This is a genomic window from Verrucosispora sp. WMMD1129 (genome assembly GCF_029581255.1).
Lineage (GTDB): Bacteria > Actinomycetota > Actinomycetes > Mycobacteriales > Micromonosporaceae > Micromonospora > Micromonospora sediminimaris.
Genome location: NZ_CP120741.1, coordinates 5,455,742 through 5,478,053, shown reverse-complemented (window position 1 = coordinate 5,478,053; position 22,312 = coordinate 5,455,742). Strand labels below are relative to the sequence as shown.

The 22,312-nt window shown below is 70.5% G+C and carries 15 protein-coding genes; 7 read left to right on the top strand and 8 right to left on the bottom strand.

Annotation, left to right across the window (positions count from 1 at the left end; genetic code table 11):
• Nucleotides 1–98: 98 nt before the first annotated feature.
• Together O7624_RS25535 and O7624_RS25530 are read left to right on the top strand one after the other, a co-directional pair.
• Nucleotides 99–503: a hotdog domain-containing protein gene (locus O7624_RS25535; RefSeq protein ID WP_282237538.1), complete on the top strand. Its 405-nt coding sequence runs from the start codon at nucleotides 99–101 to the stop codon at nucleotides 501–503.
• Nucleotides 500–1,336, top strand: a complete 837-nt coding sequence (locus O7624_RS25530; protein WP_282237537.1) for an MBL fold metallo-hydrolase — start codon at nucleotides 500–502, stop codon at nucleotides 1,334–1,336. Before O7624_RS25535 ends, O7624_RS25530 begins: the two co-directional genes overlap by 4 nt.
• 68 nt (nucleotides 1,337–1,404) lie before the next feature.
• Here the strand turns inward: O7624_RS25530 and O7624_RS25525 are convergent, their stop codons facing one another.
• Nucleotides 1,405–2,340 (bottom strand): PfkB family carbohydrate kinase, encoded by a 936-nt coding sequence (locus O7624_RS25525; RefSeq protein ID WP_282237536.1) that lies wholly within the window; start codon nucleotides 2,338–2,340, stop codon nucleotides 1,405–1,407.
• A gap of 403 nt (nucleotides 2,341–2,743) precedes the next feature.
• Between O7624_RS25525 and O7624_RS25520 the strand changes: the two genes are divergently transcribed.
• Entirely contained in the window at nucleotides 2,744–3,859 is a 1,116-nt protein-coding gene (locus O7624_RS25520) for a lytic polysaccharide monooxygenase (protein WP_093407421.1), read from the top strand.
• A gap of 60 nt (nucleotides 3,860–3,919) precedes the next feature.
• Here the strand turns inward: O7624_RS25520 and asnB are convergent, their stop codons facing one another.
• Nucleotides 3,920–5,881: an asparagine synthase (glutamine-hydrolyzing) gene (gene asnB, locus O7624_RS25515; protein ID WP_282237535.1), complete on the bottom strand. Its 1,962-nt coding sequence runs from the start codon at nucleotides 5,879–5,881 to the stop codon at nucleotides 3,920–3,922.
• A gap of 135 nt (nucleotides 5,882–6,016) precedes the next feature.
• Here asnB and O7624_RS25510 point away from each other — a divergent pair, with 135 nt between their 5' ends.
• The 3 genes from O7624_RS25510 to O7624_RS25500 all read left to right on the top strand — a co-directional run bounded on the left by O7624_RS25510 (nucleotide 6,017) and on the right by O7624_RS25500 (nucleotide 11,620).
• Nucleotides 6,017–7,498 (top strand): aminopeptidase P family protein, encoded by a 1,482-nt coding sequence (locus O7624_RS25510; protein WP_282237534.1) that lies wholly within the window; start codon nucleotides 6,017–6,019, stop codon nucleotides 7,496–7,498.
• Between the two features lie 359 nt (nucleotides 7,499–7,857).
• The gene (locus O7624_RS25505; protein WP_282237533.1) at nucleotides 7,858–9,597 is read left to right on the top strand and encodes a right-handed parallel beta-helix repeat-containing protein; all 1,740 of its coding nucleotides are present in this window, start codon (nucleotides 7,858–7,860) and stop codon (nucleotides 9,595–9,597) included.
• Between the two features lie 352 nt (nucleotides 9,598–9,949).
• Complete coding sequence (locus O7624_RS25500; RefSeq protein ID WP_282237532.1) at nucleotides 9,950–11,620, top strand: hypothetical protein; 1,671 nt, start codon at nucleotides 9,950–9,952, stop codon at nucleotides 11,618–11,620.
• A gap of 120 nt (nucleotides 11,621–11,740) precedes the next feature.
• Here O7624_RS25500 and pulA read toward each other — a convergent pair whose 3' ends face one another.
• From pulA to O7624_RS25475, 5 genes are all read right to left on the bottom strand, one after another.
• Complete coding sequence (gene pulA / locus O7624_RS25495; protein ID WP_282237531.1) at nucleotides 11,741–17,233, bottom strand: pullulanase-type alpha-1,6-glucosidase; 5,493 nt, start codon at nucleotides 17,231–17,233, stop codon at nucleotides 11,741–11,743.
• 132 nt (nucleotides 17,234–17,365) lie between these two features.
• A complete protein-coding gene (locus tag O7624_RS25490; protein ID WP_282237530.1) occupies nucleotides 17,366–18,058 on the bottom strand; it encodes a cellulose binding domain-containing protein in 693 nt (230 codons plus the stop codon).
• Between the two features lie 79 nt (nucleotides 18,059–18,137).
• Nucleotides 18,138–18,938 (bottom strand): hypothetical protein, encoded by an 801-nt coding sequence (locus O7624_RS25485; RefSeq protein ID WP_282237529.1) that lies wholly within the window; start codon nucleotides 18,936–18,938, stop codon nucleotides 18,138–18,140.
• A gap of 154 nt (nucleotides 18,939–19,092) precedes the next feature.
• Nucleotides 19,093–19,482, bottom strand: coding sequence for a hypothetical protein (locus O7624_RS25480; RefSeq protein ID WP_282237528.1), 390 nt, complete (start codon nucleotides 19,480–19,482; stop codon nucleotides 19,093–19,095).
• A 37-nt stretch (nucleotides 19,483–19,519) separates the two neighbouring features.
• Entirely contained in the window at nucleotides 19,520–20,212 is a 693-nt protein-coding gene (locus O7624_RS25475) for a hypothetical protein (RefSeq protein WP_282237527.1), read from the bottom strand.
• Between the two features lie 19 nt (nucleotides 20,213–20,231).
• Here O7624_RS25475 and O7624_RS25470 point away from each other — a divergent pair, with 19 nt between their 5' ends.
• A complete protein-coding gene (locus tag O7624_RS25470) occupies nucleotides 20,232–20,420 on the top strand; it encodes a hypothetical protein (protein ID WP_170863509.1) in 189 nt (62 codons plus the stop codon).
• A 7-nt stretch (nucleotides 20,421–20,427) separates the two neighbouring features.
• Here the strand turns inward: O7624_RS25470 and O7624_RS25465 are convergent, their stop codons facing one another.
• Nucleotides 20,428–22,101, bottom strand: a complete 1,674-nt coding sequence (locus O7624_RS25465) for a right-handed parallel beta-helix repeat-containing protein (RefSeq protein WP_282237526.1) — start codon at nucleotides 22,099–22,101, stop codon at nucleotides 20,428–20,430.
• Nucleotides 22,102–22,312 lie beyond the last annotated feature (211 nt).

The window sequence follows — 22,312 nt, the reverse complement described above, 5'->3', positions numbered from 1 at the left end:
GCCCGACCGGCGGCAGGAGCACCTGCGGTGCCGTGGCGGGCGTGGCGCATCTGCCCGGCCGCGTGACCCGGGCTCCGCCGAGGACCTACGCTGTGGCCATGCGGGAGCTACCCGATCAAGCCCTGACCCCGGGTCTGACGGCCCGGGTCGAGTTGACCGTCACCGACGCCGACACCGCCCAGGCGGTCGGCTCCGGCGACGTTCCGGTGCTCGGCACGCCACGGGTGCTCGCCCTGGCCGAAGCGGCGACGGTGGCTGCCACCGCCGGCCACCTGCCGAACGGCTCGACCACCGTCGGCACCCGGGTCGAGCTGGAGCACCGGGCCGCGACACCTGTGGGCCGCATGGTCGCCGCGCAGGCCCGGCTGACCGAGGTGGAGCGGCGGCGGCTGGTGTTCGAGATCACCGTCACCGAGGGCGGGCAGACCGTCGCCGAGGGGCGGGTGGAGCGGGCCCTGGTCGACCGGCAACGGTTCCTGGCACGCGCCGCTGGTGCGGCATGACGACGACCGGCCGGTTCGTCGAGGTCGCCGACCGGGTGCTCGTGCTGCGTGAGCCGGTGCTCGCGGTAAACGTGACGTTGGTGCTGGGCGACGGCGCGGCGCTGCTTGTCGACACCCTCTCCACCGCCGGGCAGGCGACCGAACTGGCCGCCGCCATACGCGCGGTCACCACCGATCCGCTCACGCTTGTGAACACCCACCACCACTTCGACCACTGCTTCGGCAACGCCACCCTGGCCGGTGATCCGGCCCGCCCGGTCTGGGCGCACGAGCTGGCCGCCGCGACCATCCGCGACGAGGCGGACCGGCTGCGCCGGGAGGCGTACGCGGAGTTGCGGTCCGGGCATCCCGAACTCGCCGCCGAGTTGGCCGACACCGCGCTGTTGGCGCCCACCCACACGGTGCGCACCGAGGCGGTCCTCGATGTCGGTGGCCGACAGGTGGTGCTGCGCCATCCCGGGCGGGGCCACACCGACGCCGACCTCGTCGTCCAGGTGCCTGACGCCGACCTGCTGGTCGCCGGTGATCTTGTCGAGCAGGCCGGTCCCCCGGCGTTCGAGGACTCGTACCCGTTGCAGTGGCCGGACGCGCTGGCTGAGCTGTCGCGGTCGATGTCACCGGCGACGGTGGTCGTGCCCGGGCACGGCGAGCCGGTCGACGCGGAGTTCGTCCGGGCCCAGCACGCCCAGCTGGTGGAGCTGGCCTGGCTGATCCGGGCCGGGCACACCGGCGGCGCACCACCGGAGCGGGTGGCCGCCGACGCCCCGTTCCCGGCCCGTCACGCGCTTACCGCCGCCCGGCGCGGGTACGCCGAACTCGACGGCACCGCCTGACCCGTTCCCACGATCGACGCCGCCGGTCAGCCGGCCGGTGTGGATCTCCCGGTCAGTCGGGCTGATCGTCAGTCACCGAAGCGCTGGCGCACCTCGGCGCGGGTGGGCATGGCGACCGCGCCACCGGGACGTTCGCAGACCAGGCCGGCCACGCGCAGGGCGTAGCCGACCCGCTCGTGCCAGCCGGACGGCCCGACCGGCTCGCCGTCGGTCAGCAGGTCGGCGACGAGGGCGGCCATCACCGAGTCACCTCCGCCGGTGGCGTCGACGGCGTCGACCTTCGGGGCGGGTACGCGTACCGGATCGGCAGTTGCGGCGGCGACCACCGCGCCGGCCGCGCCGAGGGTGACCACGACCGTGGCCGCGCCGAGTTCGCGCAGGTACACGGCCACCGACTCGACCGGCTCACCTGGATAGAGCAGTTCCGCGTCGGCGGCGCTGAGCTTGACCAGGTGCGCCCCGGCGGCGAACTCGGCGACCACCTCGCGCAGCCCGGCCAGCGCCTGCGGGCCGGCCAGCAGCCGGGGTCGGACGTTCGGATCGAACACCCGCAGCCCCGGGGCAGCCGCCCAGGCCCGGCGGGCGGCGGCAAGCGTCGTCGGCGCCAGCAGCACGATCGAGCCGCAGTAGAGCACGTCGGCGCCCTCGACCAACGAGACGTCGAGTTCGTCGGGACCGAGCAGCGCGTAGGAGGGCGGCTCGCCGTAGAAGCGGAAGTCCGGTTCCGCGCCGGAGAAGGTGGCCACGGCCAGCGTGGTCGGCACCGCGGCGGTCACCGCGCCGGTCAGGCCCACCTGCTCGGCAGTGAGAAAGTCCCGGATCCGACCGGCGAGCACGTCATCGCCGAGCGACCCGACGAACTGCACCGCGCCACCGAGCCGGGCGACACCGACGGCGACGTTCAGCGGTCCACCGCCGATCGCCTGCCGGTAGACCGGCGCGCCGTCGCACTCGGTGTCCAGCAGGTCGACGAGCGCCTCGCCGAGCACCACCGCGTATCCCATCGTCAGGTCCTTCCGTCTGCCGTACGTGATGCCCAGGCTGGCACAGCGGGTGTGTGCCGGGGCGTGGAAGCCACGGTATTGGCGCGGCCTGGGGGCCGCGCACCGGGTCCGATTCACACATCGAGGGGTGGCTATTGCGCGGAGCGGGCCGGCGTGGTGGGATGATGATGCCGGGTGGCGCGGGGCTGCGCGTCCACCGGTGCCGGGCTTCACATCGCGCGAGGGCATTCACGCGTCGACACTCCGCTGGCGACAGCGTGCCGGGCTGGGCCATCCGTCCCCATCCGCACGGTCGCCGCGTAGCCGCATTTTCGCCCGCAGCAGCGGGGGCGGCACCACACCCGCCACCCGCGCGTTCGGCGGGGCGCACCCACGTGGTGCGCTCCCGAGTCAGGAGAAACCCGTGCACCGTCCACGCTTGGCCGCGCTGCTAACCGCGGCCTTCACTCTTCTCGCGGGTGCGGTCGTCGTGACCGCCAGCCCCGAGCCGGCCGCCGCGCACGGCGCGGCTATGACGCCGGGCGCCCGCACCTTCCTGTGCTGGCGCGACGGCCTCACCCAGACCGGTGAGATCAGGCCGAACAACCCGGCCTGCGCTGCCGCCGTCGCGCAGAGCGGGACGAACTCGCTCTACAACTGGTTCAGCGTGCTGCGTTCGGACGCCGGCGGTCGCACCACCGGCTTCATCCCGGACGGGCAGCTGTGCAGCGGCGGGGCCACCGGCTTCCGCGGCTACGACCTGGCCCGCAACGACTGGCCGCTGACGCACCTGACGGCCGGCCGGTCGATCGAGTTCAAGTACAGCAACTGGGCCCACCACCCGGGCACGTTCTACTTCTACGTCACCCGGGACAGCTGGAGCCCCACCCGGGCGCTGGCCTGGAGTGACCTGGAGGCCCAGCCGTTCCTGACGGTGACCAACCCGCCGCAGCGCGGCGCGGTCGGCACCAACGACGGCCACTACTACTTCACCGGCAACCTGCCGTCGAACAAGAGCGGCCGGCACATCATCTACTCCCGGTGGGTCCGCTCGGACAGCCAGGAGAACTTCTTCGGCTGCTCCGACGTGGTCTTCGACGGCGGCAACGGTGAGGTGACCGGCATCGGCGGCAACCAGACCACGCCGCCGCCGAACCCGACCACCCCGCCGCCGAACCCGACCACCCCGCCGCCGAACCCCACCACGCCCCCGCCGAACCCGACCACCCCGCCGCCGGGCCCCGGTGGCTGCACCGCCACGGTCAAGGTGACCAGCAGCTGGTCCGGTGGGTTCCAGGGTGAGGTCGAGATCCGCAACACCGGCAGCTCGGCGTTGAGCGGCTGGACCGCCAACTGGAGCTGGCCCGGTGGTCAGCAGATCAGCCAGGTGTGGAACGCGACCCAGACCACGTCCGGATCGTCGGTGACGGCCCGTAACGTGTCGTACAACGGCTCCGTCGCGGCCAACGGCACTACGAGCTTCGGCTTCCTCGCCAGCGGCAGCGGCGCGACGCCGACGGCGACCTGCTCCAGCAGCTGACCTACCAGCACCACGAAGGGGGCCCCGACCGGGGCCCCCTTCCGCTTGTCCGCTTGTCGGTCAGCGCACCATGGAGCCGACGACGGGCTTGGTCAACAGCGCCGACTGGTTGCGTTGGATGCCCGGGTCGAGGGTCTTCGCGACGAAGATCGCGTGCCAGATGCAGAAGATCAGCACCGTCCACACCTTGCGCGAGTGGTCGAACTCCTCCCGCTTGTGCTCCTCCAGCAGGCGCAGCGCGTACGACAGGTCGAGCAGCTCGCCGGCGCCGGAGGTGGTCAGCACATGCCGGGCCCACTCGTACATCTCGCCGCGCAGCCACACCCGGGTCGGGGTGGGGAAGCCCAGCTTCTTGCGGTTGACGATGGCCGGCGGCACCACGCCCTGCAACGCCTGGCGCATGGCGTACTTGGTGGCGTCGGAACGCGGCGGCAACTTCAGCTCCACCGGGATCTTCGCCGCCACCTCGAACACCGCACGGTCGAGGAAGGGCACCCGCACCTCGAGCGAGTGCGCCATGGAGATCCGGTCCGCCTTGACCAGGATGTCGCCGCGCAGCCAGGTGTAGAGATCGACGTACTGCATCTTGGTGACGTCGTCCAGCTCGGTGCACTCGGCGTAGATCGGCGCGGTCACGTCGGTGTAGCGCACCGACGGGTCGTAGCGGCGCAGCAGGTGCTGCTTCTCCTCTTCGGTGAACATCCGGGCGTTGCCGTAGTAGCGCTCCTCGATCGGCGTGGTGCCGCGCTCCAGGAAGCTCTTGCCCTTGACCCCCTGCGGAATCGCCTTGGAGACTGCCCGCAGGCCCTTCTGCACCCCGTCGGGCAGCCCGTTGACGCTGCTCAGTGAGAGCGGCTCCCGGTAGATCGTGTAACCGCCGAAGAACTCGTCGGCGCCCTCGCCGGAGAGCACCACGGTGACGTGCTCGGCGGCCTTCTTGGCGACGAAGTAGAGCGGCACCAGCGCCGGATCGGCGACCGGGTCGTCCAGGTGCCAGACGATCTTCGGTAGCGCCTCGATCATGTCCTGTGGCCCGATCTTGGTCGGGATGGTGGTCACGTCGAGGTGCCGGGCCGAGTCCTGGGCGACGTCGATCTCGGAGTAGCCCGGCACGTCGTAGCCGACGGTGAAGGTGAGGATGTTCGGGTTGAACTCCCGCGCCAGGGCGACCACCGCAGTGGAGTCGATGCCGCTGGACAGGAACGAACCGACCGGCACGTCGGAGCGCATGTGCATACGTACGCTCTCGCGCAGCGTCTCGCGGATCTCCTGGTAGAGCTTCTGCTCGTCGGAGACCGGCGCGGGCCGGAACACCGGCCGGTACCAGCGCCGTACGTCGATCCGGCCGCCCGGGGTCCAGGTGAGGTACTCCCCCGAGCCGATCCGGTTGATCCCCCGGTGCAGGGTGCCGGGCTCGGGGACGTACTGCAGGGTCAGGTAGTGGCTGAGGTTGGCCGGATCCACCCCGGCGTCCCCGGCGTACGCCGACTGGGCGAAGGGCAGCAGGGCCTTCTTCTCCGAGGCGAGGTAGAGCCCGTCGGCGGTCTCCAGGTAGTGCAGCGGCTTGATGCCGTAGTAGTCGCGGGCACCGAACGCGCGACGTTCCTGCCGGTCCCAGATGACGAAGGCGAACATGCCCCGCAGCCGGGTGAGCACCTGCTCGCCCCAGTAGTGGTAGCCGGCGACGATGACCTCGCCGTCACCGTTGGTGGCGAACCGGGCGCCGAAGTCGCGGATCAGCTCCTCGCGCAGCTCGATGTAGTTGTAGATCTCGCCGTTGAAGGTCAGCAGGTAGCGCCCGTCGGCGTAGGGCAGCGGCTCGTGGCTGAGCGCGACGTCGATGATCGCCAACCGCTTGTGGGCGAACACCCCGTCCGCGTACCGGCCGGAGGCGTCGCCTACCACCTCGACCCCGGTCTCGTCCGGGCCGCGGTGGTGCAGGCATTCCAACGCTCCGGCGATGTTGTCGCGGTGGGCGGCGGCATCGCCGCGCGCACTGAAGAAAGCCAGGAGTCCGCACATGTCCGTCATCTTTCCACGCGTGCTGATCGGCCGTCGCGGCACTGTCGGGCTCACCGCGACGCCCCACCGGCGGGTCGGCCACGACCGGGTTCGCGGTACCGTCGGGACCAGCAATGAGGCGAAGGGAGCGGGGCAATGACCGAGGAACGCACCGACGGTAAACCGACCGACGGCACCGAGTCGCACGACCCGGATTTCCCGCCCGCGTTCCTGTCGTTCATGCGGCAGGGCTGGCGGGACACCACCCTGCCGGTCGGCCCGCGGCCGGAGGTGCCGAACTACGCCAAGCGCCGGGCCGCCCTCTCGGCGGCCTTCCCGGGCGAGACGTTGGTGATTCCCACCGGCGGCGAGAAGGTACGCGCCAACGACACCGAGTACCGGTTCCGACCGGGCAGCGACTTCGCGTACCTGACCGGAGACCACGACCCGGACAGTGTGCTGGTGCTGCGACCGACCGGCTCCGGCCACGACGCCACGCTCTACATGCGGCCCCGCTCCTCACGGGAGAACGACGAGTTCTTCCGCAGCCGTCATGGCGAGCTGTGGGTGGGTCGGCGACACACCCTGACCGAGAAGTCGACCGAGCTGGGCCTGCCCACCGCCGACCTGACCGAGCTGGAGGCGGCGCTGGCCGGGCTGGCACCCGCGCGTACCCGGGTGCTGCGCGGCTTCGACGCGCGGGTGGACACCGCGGTGCGGCCCTGGGACGGCCCGCGCGAGGAGGGGCAGCCGGCCCGCGACCGTGAGCTGGCGATCGCCGTCGCGGAGCTGAAGCTGGTCAAGGACGAGTGGGAGATCACCCAGCTCCAGGAGGCCATCGACGCCACCGTACGCGGCTTCGAGGACGTGGCCCGGGTGCTGCCGGCCGACCGGGGCGTCTCCGAGCGGCTGTTGGAGGGGGTCTTCGCGCTGCGGGCCCGGCACGACGGCAACGACATCGGCTACGGCTCGATCGTCGGCGCCGGTGAGCACGCCACGATCCTGCACTGGGTACACAACCACGGCGTCACCCGTCCGGGTGAGCTGCTGCTGATGGACATGGGTGTGGAGGGACGCCACCTCTACACGGCCGACGTGACACGGGTGCTGCCGGTCAACGGGCGGTTCACCCCGTTGCAGCGCCAGATCTACGACATCGTGTACGCCGCGCAGCAGGCCGGCATCGAGTTCATCAAGCCGGGGGTGGCGTTCAAGGACGTGCACCGCACCTGCATGCGGGTGCTCGCCGAGGGGCTGGCCGAGCTGGGACTGCTGCCGGTGAGCGTGGACGAGGCGATGGACGACAACTCCACCGTCTACCGCAGGTGGACCCTGCACGGTTTCGGGCACATGCTCGGCATCGACGTGCACGACTGCACCAACGCCCGCAAGGAGATGTACCGCGACGGCACCCTGGGCGAGGGGTACGTGCTCACCGTCGAGCCCGGGCTGTACTTCCAGCCGGAGGACGAGCTGGTCCCGGAGGAGCTGCGCGGTATCGGCATCCGGATCGAGGACGACGTGCTGGTCACCACGGCCGGCGCGGTGAACCTGTCGGCGGGCCTGCCACGCCGGGCCGACGAGGTGGAGACCTGGCTGGCCGAGCAGCGCGAGGCCGGCCCGCGACTGCCCGGCTGACCGGAGCGCCCGCACTAGCGCCACGCGTAGGCCGCGTTCCCCAGGCTCGCCGAGCTGTGCAACCGGACCCAGGAGGGCGGGCCCCGCCGGAGCGACCAGAGTGTCGCTTCAGCGCGGGGCCCGCCCTCGTCTGTCCGGCGGATGAAGCGTTCGTCCTGGTCAACCGCTTTCGGCCAGATCTTGCGCGATGACGCGGCGATGCCTGATCAGGTACCAATGCGGGGTTATTTCGGATTCATCCTTCTCGCGAAGAACATTCGCATACGGTGGTCATCAGAGGCTGCAACCCATTTGTAGCTGCTCGCACCCATTCGCTCGGTGCGAACCAGTCTGGTAGCAGGAAAGGGCGGAAGGCTCTGATGTCTGATGACGTGACCACTTCCTACGGTGGGCCGCCCCCGGCACCACCACCCCCGGCACCGCCGGGACTTCGACGACGAAAACTATGGATCACCGCGGGCGTCGCCGGTCTGACCGGCGTGGTCGGTCTGGCCGCGCTGGGTGGGGTGGCCGCCCGCGACGACCGATCCGGTACGCCGGGCCGGACGGACGCGCAGTCCAACGCCCGGCAGAACGTCAGCGACGCGGGGAAGGCCGACGCAACCGAGAACGGCGGCACCAGGGACGACTCGGCCGGCGACCACGTCGGCCGCAAGGGTGCCGGGCGCAAGGACGGTGGCGGTGCCGACAAGGACAGGGCTCACGAGGTGCCCTGCGACACGGACAAGCTGATCCAGGCCATCGTGCACGCCAACCAGAACCACGGTGGCGTACTTGCCCTGGCCCGGTACTGCACCTACGAGCTGACCCGCAGCGATGACGGCAACGGGCTTCCGGTGATCACCAAACCGATCACCTTGAAGGGCGACGACAGCAAGATCGTGCGGGCCGCGAACGCCGAGCGGTTCCGCATCCTCAACGTCGGCCGAGGTGGTCACCTGACCCTGAAGGGTGTGACGGTCAAGGGCGGCCAGACCGCTCCGGGCATGACGATCGCGGCACCGGTCAAGGGACTGGAACTCGGCACCGTGAAGCCCACCGGCACCACCCCGGCCGCCGGAACCAAGGCAGCCGGAGCCAAGGCCAAGCCGGCCGGGGCGAAGCCCACGACCGACGGTGCCAAGGCAGCAGCGGGGTCCAAGGCGGCACCCGCGGCGAAGCCGTCACCGGCGGCCAAGGCCAAGGCCGCCGGAGCGGACGCCGCTCCGCCGAGCATCGCCGCCGACGGCGTCGACGGGGGTGGCATCCTGGTGCAGCAGGGCGGTACCGCAGACCTGGAGCACAGCCGTATCGTGCAGAACCAGGCGACCCGCAACGGCGGTGGCATCGCCAACTACGGCACCACCACGATCCGCCACAGCACCGTGGAACAGAACAGTGCCGGTAGCTTCGGCGGCGGCCTGTTCAGCACGGGCACCCTGCGGGTCGAAGAGTCGAAGATCGTGTACAACAACTCGGGTACCGGGGGCGGCGGCGTCGCCAACGGTTCCACGCCCAACGGCTTCGCCGGCACGGGCGGCACGGTCTGGGTCTGGAAGAGCACGATCAGCCACAACCGGACCGGAGTACTCGGCGGCGGCGTCTTCGTCAACGGCGGCGACACCACCGCTGTCCAGAGCGAACTCACCGACAACACCAGCAGCCTCGACGGCGGCGGCCTGGTCGCTCTCGGCGACAGCCGGCTGAGCCTGGAACACACGCTTGTCGCCCGGAACTTCGCGAACGACGACGCCGGTGGCCTCGGGATCGCCGAGGACTCCACGGCGGTCATCGCCCACAGCGTCGTCAAGGAGAATGTGGCTGCCAACGGAGCTGCCGGCGGCCTGTTCAACGACGAAGCCTCGGTAACCCTGCGCGACTCCGAGCTGTGGGCCAACCAGGCCTCGGGTACGGCTGGTTTCGCGGGCGGCCTCGCCAACCAGGACGGGGTGACCACGCTGATCCGGACCAAGGTCGCCGACAACGTGGCCACCAACGCACCCGGCGGCATCTACACCGACAACGACCAGGTGGAGATCGACCGGAAGTCGGCTGTCACCGGCAACCGACCGACCAACTGCATCGGCAGCCCGGTCATCCCCGACCGCTGCTTCGGCTGATCCATCGTCGAGGCGAGCGACGAGCAACAGGACAGCACCACCACATAGAGGGGCTCCTCCGTGGCGCTCGGCGCTGCGGAGGAGCCCCACCTTCGTCCCGCTTGCTGCTTCTCCAGGGCCGTCCGGACAGGTCAGAGCAGGTCCGGGCGGAAGCCACCCCGGCGTGCCGATCAGCACGAGCCTGGGCGTCACCGACCCACGACGTACCTAATGTGGGGTTATTTCGGATAAGGCCCTGAGGCGAGGAACCTTCTCATACGGTGGTTCTGGGAGCTACAACCGATTTGTAGCAGGGGACGCTCGCCTGTGCGTGACGACCCTGTCTGGTACGACGAGAGGGCAGAGAGCTCCGATGTCCAACTACGTAGCTAAGAACAACGCCAGCGAGTCGGAGGCGACGCCCAAGCGGCGTCGTAAGCTCTGGCTCGCCAGTGGCGTCGCCGGGCTCACCGGCGTGGTCAGCATCGCCGCCGTCGGGGTCGCCACCGGCGCCGGCGCGGTTGGTACCGATGGTCTGCGCTGGTCCACCGCCCAGCAGGTCAGCAGGGACGGCGACCAGAACGCGGTCGCCCCCGAGGGGCACAAGGGCAAGAAGGAGGACCGGGCCGACAATGCCGCCGACGAGCGTGCCCGGCACGACCAGAAGCGGGACGACCAGAAGCGGGATCACGGCAAGGATGTGCCCTGCGACAGCGACAAGCTGATCCAGGCCCTGGTCTTCGCCAACGAGAACCACGGCGGCGTGCTGAACCTGGCCAAGGGGTGCACCTACTCCCTGACCCGTTCCGACGCGGGCGACGGTACCGGCCCCAACGGCCTTCCGGTGATTACGGAGAACGTGGTGCTCAAGGGCCACGACACCAAGATCGTCCGGGACGCCACGGCCGAGGAGTTCCGGATCCTCAACGTGGGTCGCGGCGGAAACCTGACCGTCAAGGGCCTGACCATCAAGAACGGCCAGACCAGTGCACTGCCGGTCAACGGCGACACGCCGGAAGCCGTCTGGTCACGGTTCTCGAACTCGGTGGAGGCGACCAAGGCCGCCGAGGCGAAGAAGGAATACCTGCCGTTGCTCCACGCCAAGCCGAAGGGCATCGCGCTCAAGGAAAAGGCCGCGAGCGCACCGTCGGTGCTGGTCGACCCGGAGTCCAACGACGGCGGTGGCGTGCTCGTGCAGCCCGGCGGCACCGCCTCCTTCGAGGAGACGCACATCGTCGCCAACCAGGCCGGCGGCGTCGGAGGTGGCCTGGCCAACTTCGGCAAGGCCAGCCTCTACCACACCACGGTCGCCGACAACACCGCCTTCCTCTACGGCGGCGGCATCTTCAACGCCGGCGTGCTGCGGGTGGCCGAGTCGACCGTGAAGAACAACGACGCGATCATCGGTGGTGGCGGCATCGCCAACGGCGCGGCGTTCATCTTCCGGACCGACATCGACGGCGGCACCGCCTGGATCGAGAAGACCGAGGTCGTCGGCAACGAGGTGCTCGGCTTCGGCGGTGGCGTGCTCGACATCGAGGGCAACACGACCGTCCGGTACTCCAAGGTCATCGGGAACACCGCGGTCCTGGCCGGCGGTGGCGTCACCGCGGCGGGTGACGACAGCACCCTCGAACTGGCACACGTCGAGGTTGCCAAGAACACCACGGTCGGTGTCGGTGGCGGCCTGGCCCTCGGCTTCGGCGCGATCGCCAACGTCGAGGAAACCAAGATCGTCGAGAACAAGGCCGGCTTCTTCGGCGGTGGCGTGTTCAACGGCACCGGTGAGGCGACCTTCCGGCACAGCGAGATCAGCGGCAACCGGGCAGTCGGCCCGCTGGGCGTGGGCGGCGGCATCTTCACCGTCGCCGGTGTGATCGACCTGGAGAAGACGAAGGTGGCGCACAACTTCGCCACTCTCACCGCTGGCGGCGTCTTCAGCTTCCTCGGTGAGGTGAACGTGGACGACAAGTCGGCCATCACGGCCAACAAGCCGACCAACTGCGCCGGCACCTTCACCCCGATCCCGAACTGCTTCGGCTGATCAACGCGGCACCGGCTCCTGCCGGACCGAGGTGAGGGGACTTCGGCCCCGCCGGAACGATCCAGACGGATCGGACCGGCGGGGCCGGAGCGTACTCCGGCGTCGTGTGCCGGAGCGGCACTACCGCTGGACGAAGACCGCCACGCTGCGTCCCGGCACGGTGAAGGTGCCACTGGAGCTGTCGAAGGCCGCTTCACGCAACACCGGGTCGGCCGAGGAACGCAGCACCGGGTGCAGCGTCACGTCCGCCCCACGCAGCCCGGCCACCCGCTGCGTGGCGCTCTCCGGAGTGGCGTTGAAGACCACCGTCACCGACCGCCACTTCCCGCCGAGCCCACGGGCGTCGAGGGTCATGGTGAGCACACCCGGTGTCTCGTCCGCGCCCGACAGCGGGAAGGCGACCCGCCGCTGCACCTCCTTCGCGCTGGGCAGCCCGAAGACCGGCGACGACGCCCGGATCCGCAGCAGTTCGGCGTAGCGGGCGTCGGTCAACTCGACAGCCGCGCAGTCCGGCACCAGCTTCGGATCAGCCAGCAGCGGCTTCGCGTACGGCCACTTGTCCCGGTTGTCCTCGGCCGGCGGTAGACCGATGCCGAAGCCGTTGCCCTGGGCACAGTCCCACCGGATCTGGTTGAACCAGTCCCCCGAGTTGTACGAGTTGCGGTCCAGCGACTTGGACCGCAGCCGCTCGGTGCCGGTGGTGACGAATCCGGTGCCCTGGCCCATCACCACGGTGCTCAGCGCCAGCACCTGCATCCGGGCCCGGTCCGTCGCCGAGGTGGCCTGCGGCAGCTTGTACGCCAGCGCGTCGTACAGGATCTCGTTGTCGTGCGCGTCGACGTAGGTGACCGCCTCCCCTGGCGCGTCGGTGTAGCCGGCCGGTGAGCCGTTGTAGTCCACGTCGGCGCCGGTGACCTGCCGGCCCGCCGAGTCGACGAACCGGTAGCCGCGCAGGTTGCCGGTCAGCCCCACCTTGACCAGGTCGTGCTGGCGCAGCAGCCGGGCCCGCTGTTCGGCAGCCGAGCCGTTGACCGGGTCGCCATTGGGGTCGGTGAACAGGCCGGAGGCGAAGCCCTGCTGGCGCGGGTTCTCGTCGAACGGGCCGCCGCCGCGTACCGCGTCGCGTAGCCGGTCGTTGAACGTCCCGATCCCGGTACCGGCCATGTTTGCCTGCGTCGCCTGCACGAAACGGGCGTCGTCGGCCACCTCGCCGAAGTTCCAGCCCTCGCCGTAGAGCAGGATGTTCTTTCCGTCCACGCCGTCCCGGGCCACGGTCAGCTTGTCGAGTGCGGCGCGCACGGCCAGGATGTTCGCCTTCGGGTGGTGGCCCATCAGGTCGAACCGGAACCCGTCCACCTTGTACGCCTTGGCCCAGGTGACAAGTGAGTCCACCACCAGCTTGCCCATCATGGCGTGCTCGGGCGCGGTGTTGGCGCAGCAGGTGGAGGTGGCCACCGTGCCGTCGTCGAGCAGCCGGTGGTAGTAGCCGGGGACGATCTGGTCCAGCACCGACTTCGGGTCGGTGCCGGCGGCCGAGGTGTGGTTGTAGACCACGTCCATGACCACCCGCAGCCCCGCGTCGTTGACCCCGGCCACCATCTGCCGGAACTCGGTGGTGCGCCGGGCGCCCTCCGGGTCGACCGCGTACCCGCCCTCCGGGACGGTGTAGTGCAGCGGGTCGTACCCCCAGTTGTAGCCGTCGGTCTCCTTCACCCCGGCCACGCACTCCTGCTGCCGCTCCGAGTCCGGTGGCAGGGCCGCCAGGTCGCAGTCCGGCTGCCGCTGGTCGGCCCGGCGTTCGGGGATGGTGGCGAAGTCGAACGCCGGCAGCAGGTGCAGGTGGGTCACCCCGGCGTCGCTTATCGCCTTCAGGTGCCGCATCCCGGCGGTGGCCGGGTCGGTGAAGGCGAGGAAGGTGCCCCGCCGCTGCGCCGGGACGGTGTCGTCGGCGATGGAGAAGTCCCGCACCGACAGCTCGGAGATCTGCACCTTGGCCGGGGGCGCCGCGGCCGGCTTGCGCAGCCGCGCCCAACCCGCCGGAGCGAGCTTCGGGTCGGTCAGGTCGACGAGCTGGCTGTGCGTGGAGTCCGCCGCCAGCGCCACCGAGTACGGGTCGGTGACCGACGCGGTGACCAGCTGCTGCGCTGCCGGCTGCCACGCCTGCACCCGGTAGCGGTAGTACTTGCCGCTCCAGGACCGCTGCCCGCGTACCGACCAGACGCCGGTGCGGTCGTCGCGACGCATCGCCACCTGTCGTGCGGTGGCCGTCGGCGAGTCGTACAGCTCCAGCGACACCGTCCGGGCGGTGGGTGCCCAGACCGACAGGGTCGGCACACCGCCGGTGAAGGTGGCACCGAGGCTCGCCTTGGTGGCCGGGGCGTAGACGTCGTCGAGCACACCCGGGATCTGCACGCCGGTGGCACCGAGCAGGGTGCCGTCGGCGGCCCGCTCGGTCACCAGCAGCTGCCCGCGCAGCGCCGCCGGCACCTTGGCCAGATCCTTCCGGTCCAGCGTGAAAGCCCGGTGGTCCCACAGGTGCGGGAAGGCCGCGCGCTGCGCCTCGGTGAGCCCGTTGCGCTGCGCGGTCAGCGGCAGCGAGGTGTACGTCCCGACCAGCTCGCCGTCGACCACGCGCACCCCGCCGGCCGGCGCGGTCACCAGGGCGTACGCCCGCCCGTCGATGGGGCCGGTGCGCCAGGCGACCGTGGACCTGTCGATCCAGTGCGCCCGCTGCTTGGTGATGTCGGTGTCCCGGCTGCTGCCGGTGACCGTCGCCGGCAGCAGCCGGCCCGGTGTGGCAGCGAGCAACCAGACCTCGCGGCCGGCGTCGGCGAAGTCGAGCCGCTGGTCCTGCGGCAGGTCCTTCTCGTCGCCGCGATGGATGATGTAGCTGAGCCCGGTCGCGCCCTCGGCCAGCGGCACCCGGAACTCGGCGCCGAAGGAGTCGACCCGGGTCGGCGGCATCGGCTTCGCCCAGTCGGTGGGGGTGGCCGCGCCGTCCCACAGGTGCAGGCCCCAGCCGTCGTAGTCGCCGTCGGACCGGTGGTAGCGGATGACCGCCGTACCCTCCTCGACCGGCGGGGCAGGTTCACCTGCGGCCTCCTCCCGGGTCAGGTACGTCGCCGGGTCGCCCTGCTTGACCCAGACCTCGCCGGACTGCGTCACGTCGACGGTCCGGTCGTTGTCGACGTCCTTGTTGCCATCGGCGTCGACCACCAGGAAGCCGACCGACTTGGCCCCCGGCTTGAGTTTCACCCAGGCGAACCGCCCGTACGCGTCGGTGCCGGCGAACGGCTGCCCCTGCGGCCACTCGGTGGCGTACTCCGGGTCGATGTCACCCCAGGCGTACAGCCCCCAGTCGTCGTAGTCACCGTCCGGGCGCTGGTGATGGACCACCAGCCAGTCCCGTGACGAGCCGGGCAGGTCAGGGGTGCCCACGGTGGCGGTGGCGTGGCCGGAAGCGGTGCGGCCCCGACCGTCGCGGACCACCGCCTTGTACTCGATCTTCGTACCGGCGGCCAGACCGGTCAGGTCGTGGTGCACGGTGTAGGGCGCGCGATGAGCGGAGCCGAGCAACGTCCACTTCCCGCCGGCCACCCTGGCCGCCATCGTCACGCGGGCCAGCGGGTCGCCGGTGACCTGGGCGGTCACCTCGGCCCGGGTGGCCGGCGACCCCTCCGGGGCGGTGATGGTGATACCCGGCCTGACGTCGGGCAGCGCGACCGGCCTGCCGGCCCGGTGCACCACCGCTGACAGGGGCGGCACGGTCAGGGTCAGCTTGCCGTCGCCCGCAGCCACCGGTCGGGCGGTGGCGCCGTGAATGCCGGTGAAGGTGGCGCCGGCCGACCAGGTGTCCACGGTGACAGTCTGCGCGGCTGTGGCGTTGTTGACCGCCACCACGTACTCGGTGCGGTCGTCCGGATCGAACCGGGAGAAGGCGAAGACGCCGGGGCCGTCGGCCGCGTACCGGGTGACCTGCACGCCGTCGCGCAGGGCAGGGTGGGCCTGGCGCAACCGGCCCAGGTCGGCGATGGTGCGGTAGAGCGGGTGCGTCCGGTCGAACTGGTCGACCGCGTGGGTGCGGTCGGTGCCGAGCAGGTCGTCGTCGAGGTAGTCCGCAGTACGTGAGGCGAACATCGGCTGCCGGGCGTCCTTGTCGCCGCCGGCGCCGGTGAAGCCCTGCTCGTCGCCGGAGTAGATCACCGGCTGGCCACGGGTGAGGAACATCAGCTCATGGGCGAGCTGGTCCCTACGCAGGTGGGTGGCCGGGTCGGTGGGTCCGTTGGCGATGAACGAGCCGATCCGGCCCATGTCGTGGTTGCCGAGGAAGGTGGTCAGCCGGCCGGCGTGGGTGTCCCGGGCGGCGTAGAGGTCGTCGCGGGCGTACAGATCGGCCAACGCCCGGGCCGATCCGTCGTTCGCGGTGTAGCCGCGCGCCGCCTCCTGAAAGCCGAAGTCCAACGTGGCGGGCAGCCCGCCCTGCCGCACGTAGCTGGAGGCGATCTCCGGGTCCGCGCTGTACACCTCGCCGAACATGAAGAAGTCCTTCTTGCCGGCCCGGGCCGCCGCCTGCTGCACGCCCTGGCTGAACTGCGGCCAGAAGTCCATGTTGACGTGCTTGACCGTGTCCAGCCGGAAGCCGTCGACTCCGGTGGACCGTACCCAGTCGGCGTAGATCTTGGTCATGCCGCGGACCACCTCGGGCCGCTCGGTCCACAGGTCGTCGAGACCGAAGAAGTCGCCGTACTCGCTGTTCTCGCCGGCGAAGGTCGAGTCACCACGGTTGTGGTACATGGTGGGGTCGTTCAGCCACGCCGGGACCTTGACCTTCGCGTCGGCCCGGGTCTCGAAGGTCGGGGTGTACGGGAAGGAGCCACCGTCGACCTTCGGAAAGTCCCGGCTGCCGTCGGCGTAGTTACGATCTTCGAACGGCCGACCCTGCGCGTCGCGGTAGGGCGCGGTCGCCTTGTCGACGTAGGTGTACGTGTCCTCTTCGTAAGCGATGACGTCGGCGGTGTGGTTGACGATGACGTCGAGGTAGACCTTGATGCCACGCCGGTGGGCGAGCTGGACCAGCTTCTTCAGGTCGGCGGGGCTACCGAAGTGGGGGTCGACCTGGGTGAAGTCGGTGATCCAGTAGCCGTGGTAGCCGGCCGACACGTCGTCGCCTTCGCCCTGCACCGGCCGGTTCTTGAAGACCGGCGCGAGCCAGATGGCGGTGGTGCCCAGCCCCTCGATGTAGTCCAGGCGCTCGGTAAGTCCTTTGAGGTCGCCGCCCTGGTAGAACCCCTTGTCCGTGGGGTCGTACCCGGTACGCAGCCGGTCCCCGACCAGGCCGCCCCGGTCGTTGCGCGGGTCTCCGTTGGCGAACCGGTCCGGCAGCACGAAGTAGAACTGCTCGGCCTCAGCCTGGCTACGGCCGGCGGCGAGCAGGGCGGTGGCGGAGGGTTCGGCGTGCCAGGTGACGGCACCGGTGGCGCTCGGTGCCCCGGTGCCGGCGGGCCGGCCGGCCGTGGCGGCGGGGGTCGCCGCGACAGGCGTGCCGACCAGGGTGACGGTGAGCAGGAAGACAAGGGCGAGCAGGAATGTGCGGGGTGTCGGCGGGGGCTTCATCGACGGCCTTCCTCTGGTCGCTGATTGGCCCGCACGCTAGCCCTTGCCGAAAGATTCTGCAATGCCTTGCAAACAGACCTGCAACAAGGCAGACACTTGCGCAAGACAGGCGCGGCCAGTCCCCGCTGGACGCTAACGGCTGCGGCAGATGCGTCCGGAGACGCGGCAACTCGCGGGCCGGGGATCGGCCGACTCGATGTGGAAGCGCAGGTACACGGACGATCCGCCGGCGAGGTCCGGCCCGCTGCGGTAGGTCAACGTTCCGTCCGCACCGCTGAACGTCCCCTGTGGAACGCCTTCCAGCCAGGCGGTCACCACCCGCCCGCCCGGGTACTCCACCCGCGCCACCCAGTCCAGGTCACGGTGGGAGGCGTTGCGGATCGACACCTCGGCGATGAAGCCTCCGTGGAACGTGTGCAAAACCCGATAGCGGGCCTCGATCGGCGCGGGCTGCGGTGCCGGCGTACGGGACGGTGCGACCGATGGCGGCGCGGCCGGCGGCGGCGTCGTACGTGCCGCGCTGGGGGTCGGGCTCGGCGGGTCGGTCCGGCGTGGGGAGAGCCCCGGCACCGCCACCGACGGTGGCGCCGACGCCTCTCGACCTGCCGAGGAGGCGCGCTCGGGTATCGGCGCGGCGGCAACCGGTGGCTGTCCGGGCGGCACCGGCTGGAAGTCCGGCCCAGGCCCCCGGTACGCGCCGACCGCGATGACGAGCAGCACCACCATGATGACGACGCCGATCGACACCAGGATCCACGGCGAGGAAGCCACGGCGGTTGAGCCGTGCGGCGGAAACTGACGGGGAGCGCGGCGCGTACCGGACATGTCTCTCCTCAGCGGGCAGCCCGGCAAGCGTAACGATCTTCAGCCGCGCCGGAAAGTGCCCGACGAATCACCAACTGTCCTAACCGATCCCGCAGCCGGTTCCGTTGACCGTGCACTGGCTCGGATACTCCCCGCCCCCGGTACGCGTGAACCGCAGTTGCACCGACTGCTGGGCCCCGGCGGCGAGCTGACCGGTTCCGCTGAGCAGGTACCAGCCAGGGCCCCTGATGGTCACCGAGACTCCCGGGCCGCTGGAGGCCCGGATCCCGGTGACACCGCCGCTGAAACGCAACTCCACCTGCCAGTCGTTCGACCCGCTGGTGCCGTTGCTGACCACCAACTGGGCCTCGAAGTGATCCGCGTCGCCGCTGTCGAGCACCCGGTAGCTGGCGGTGACCGCCCCGCCGCCGTCGGTCGGCGCCGCCGGGGCGGACGTGCTCGGTGACCGGCTGGCCTCCGGCCGCGCGGGCGATCCGGTACGCGACGGATCGGTCGGCGGTGCCGGCGATCCGGACCGCGTGGGTGAGCCGGTCGGTGTGACCGAAGCTGTCGCGGTGGGGCCGGTCGAGGTCGTCGAACGAGCTGTAGGCGCTGCCTCCGCGCTCGCCGTGACAGTCGTCGGCAGGCTCATCGGCGGGCCCGGCGCCCATGCCGACGGACGTTCGGGGCCGCGGAACGACAACAGTGCGACCACAAGCAGCACCGCCAGCACCGCGACGCCGACCAGCGCCACCACCCAGGGTACGGAGGCGACCATCCTGGACAGATCGTGCCCACCGACCACCCCACTGGCGGCGTCACCGTTCCGGTCACCCGTGGTATCACCACCCTGGTCACCGGTGGCATCGTCGTTGGCATCACCGGACGGCCGCACTGACATTGAGGTCCCCACTCGTCGTCGCCGACGGGCCAGCCTAGTCACGCCGGGCCGCGGCGCGAAACGGGCAGGCGCCAAAGCCGCCCGACCCGCCGACGCACCCGACACATCGACGCGTCGCACCTGGCTGGTCGGCGGCCGGAGCCGTACCGCTGGCTCAGCCCGTCCGCACGACAGTGCAGATGGCCGGCCCCTCCTCGGTGCTACGCAGCAGGTAGCGGTACCGTTCGCCGGGCACCTGCCGGCCCTGGCTGTCCAGGAACTCCCAGCGCACCGCGACCTCCACGAGCAGGGCGGAAATCTGCTGCACTTGCTCGATGTCGGCGTGCGCCGCAACCAACTCGCGCTCGGCGTAGTCAGGCGCGGCACCCACGAAGGACAGCGCGACGGCGGCCGGGGAGTTGAACGAGAAGCTGTAGGTGTCGGCCACCACCAGCCCGGGCAGGGCGTAGCAGCCGGCGATCGCCGGCAGGTCACCGGCGGTCAACGCCACGCCGTACCTTTCGAAGAAGTCGGTCAGCAGGTCGAGATCGGTGGAAGCAGTCACGCCGCAAGCAATTGCCCGGGGGTGCCCCGACGAAACCTCAACGGGGTGGGATCCGCACTTCGATCTCGCTGCCCAGCCGGGCACCTCCGTGCAGCCCCAGGTCGTCCCCGCTCCAGAACCGACCCGGGTCGTACCAGTTCGGTCGGCGTCCGACCGGCAGCAGACCCATCGCCTCGTAGGTGACCGCCACAACCTCCGCGCAGTACGCGGTTTCCAGGTCCAGGTCCCGCGCCCCTCCGGCAGGCGGATCCGGCTGCGGGTCAACGGCCGGAACGCGTCGCCGGAAGGCCGGCAGCGGCAACCGCGGCGACGGCACCCGCCCGCGCACCCACCGCCAGGCCAGCTGGGCGGTGGACGGAAACGGTGTGCCGTCCAGCCGGGCGATGGTCCGCAGCACCGACCGCTCCATCTCCGCGTCGGCCGGCGGTTCGAGCTGGCGCAGCCAACCCCGCTGGCCGTACCGGTTGGCCCAGACACAGACCGCGTCCCGCAGGTCGTGCAACTGCACACCACGTTGGTGGGTGCCGGTCCACAAATCCGGCAGCGACCGACCCAGCTCGGCATGCCACATCAGCGGTGGCATGTCGTCCAGCACCACAGCCATGCCCACATGGTTGACCGGGCTGTTGGTGGTCAACTGGATGGCCCGGTCAGGCACGCTGCGGCCACGGAAGACCCACAGATCGCCGGTACGGGTCAGCTCCACCGCCTCGTCCAGGCTGATGCTCATAGGGGACTACCCTAAGCGGATGCGGCGACGGATGCGGTGGTGGAAGGTCCTCGGGTTGGCCGGTCTGGCCGGTGTCGCGGCCTCCGGCGTGGTGATCGCCCGGGCGGAACGGCGGCGGCGCGCGTACACCCCGGAGGAGATCCGGGCCCGGCTGCGCGACCGGCACGCGGAGGCCAGCTCGAACTCTCCGGCCGACGAGGCCGGCTGAGTCGCCCTCAGTCCACGTCGATGTGGTTGCGGTCCCATCGGCCGCCGACCGGTTGGCTGTCCAGCCGCATCGCTCCCTCGGCGTTGCCGGCGAGGTCGTTGTCCTCGACCCGGCAGGAGACGCATGCCCCCTGATCACTGATCCACATGCCGTAACGCTGGGTCGGGTCGTCGCGGTTGTCCCAGATCCGGTTGCCGCGCACCATCGCCGACTCGAAGTGGGCGTTCACCGTGAACCCGGCCCGTACCGGCGCCGCCGCCGGCAACTCGTAGCGCGCGCCCGGTGGTGGCACGTCCTCGTTCCAGGCGATCGCCGCATCCGGCCGCAGGTCCGCCAGGTCCAGTTCCATCTCGGTGTTGCCGACCACCAGTGCCAGTCGGGACCCCACCCGGAGCAGCTTTCCGCGATGCCCGTCGGGTGCCCACACCGCCGCCCGGTCCGACACCGCACGCCGGCCGTACCGCACCGACTCCCCGGAGCCGGTGGCCGCCGGGGCGCACTGCCGCCCGTTGCTCCGGATCCGGTTGTTCGTCACCGCCGCGTCGACCATCGGCCGGTCCACCCGGATTCCGTCCAGACCGTTGTCCCAGAACTCGTTGCTGTCGATCACCACGTCCGACGCCGGGCCTTCATAGCCGTTGCCCAGGCTGTGCTGGTGGTACCCGTACCAACCGTTGCCGCTGATCCGGTTGCCCCGAATCGTGTACGGCCCGGGAGTGTTGCCCATGCTGATCCCGTCGCGGACATTGCGGTCGATCACGCAGTCACTGAGAATGCCGCCCCGGCCGGCGATGCCCGCCGTGCCGTTGGCGGAGACGTCGAAGCCGGCTTCCAGGTTCCCGGTGAGCGTGCAGGCGGAGACGATCAGGCCGTCGGCGCCCCAGTCCGAGATGCCGAACCGGTTGGCCTGGCTGTGACAGCCGATGATGCGATACCCGCGCGGCGGCGTCCAGTACGGCTTCTGCAGTTCCAGGAAGATCCCGTTGGTGCCGTTGCCGAGGGTGGTGCAGTTGCTGATGGTGCAACGTTCCACCGCACCCCAGCCGCCGATGCCGATGCCGATGCCCGCGCCGCCCATCTCCTCACCGTTGTCCAGCCGACCACAGCCGACCACCACCACGCCGTCGATCAGGCTGTCCTGGAGGAAGTCGCAGCCGAGCCCGGTGGCGCCGGTGTGGTGGATGTAGAGATTGCGGAAAACGCCCCGCACGACGTACTGCAGGCCGAGACCTTTGGCCAGATAGCTGTACTCCGCCATCGCCACGCCCGAGCCGTCGATCTCGAAGTCGGCGAAGGTGCAGTCGGCGATGTGCCGGTCCCGGTCGGCGCCGTGCTGCACGGTGGTCCAGAAGGCCAGCGGTGTCGGGTCTGCCCGGTTCCCTTCGTTGCTCAGCACGAACCGGGTGGCTCCAGGCCCCGCACCGATCAGTGACACGCCGCTACGCCAGATCGTGCCCGCGTCCCTGATCGAGTAGATGCCCGGCGGGCAGTAGATGACCCGCGCCCTACTGTCGGCGGCGTACCCCTCACCCAGGCGGTCAACCAGGGCAGACAGCGCAGGCTGGTCGTTGGTGACCCCATCACCCCGAAGTCCGAAGTCAAGCGCATCGCACCACAGCGGCGCCCCGGCGACCGGCGACAGACGTTCCCGGATGGCGACGGACCGGTCCTGCTGCCGCACGGCCTCTCCCCTCGGTCGTGACCTCCTGACCGCCGCCGCTTTCCCCTTCCCCCCGCCCGAAAACGCCCCACCCGGCTCACCCCGGCAACGGATGACAACAATCTGACCAGATATGTCAGTTATCGGGCGGTTTGCGGTGGCCGGGGTCACCCCCGCGGCGGAATCGCGGGCCAGGTCCGGTGGTTGTACATGGCGTAACCACGAGCGCCTC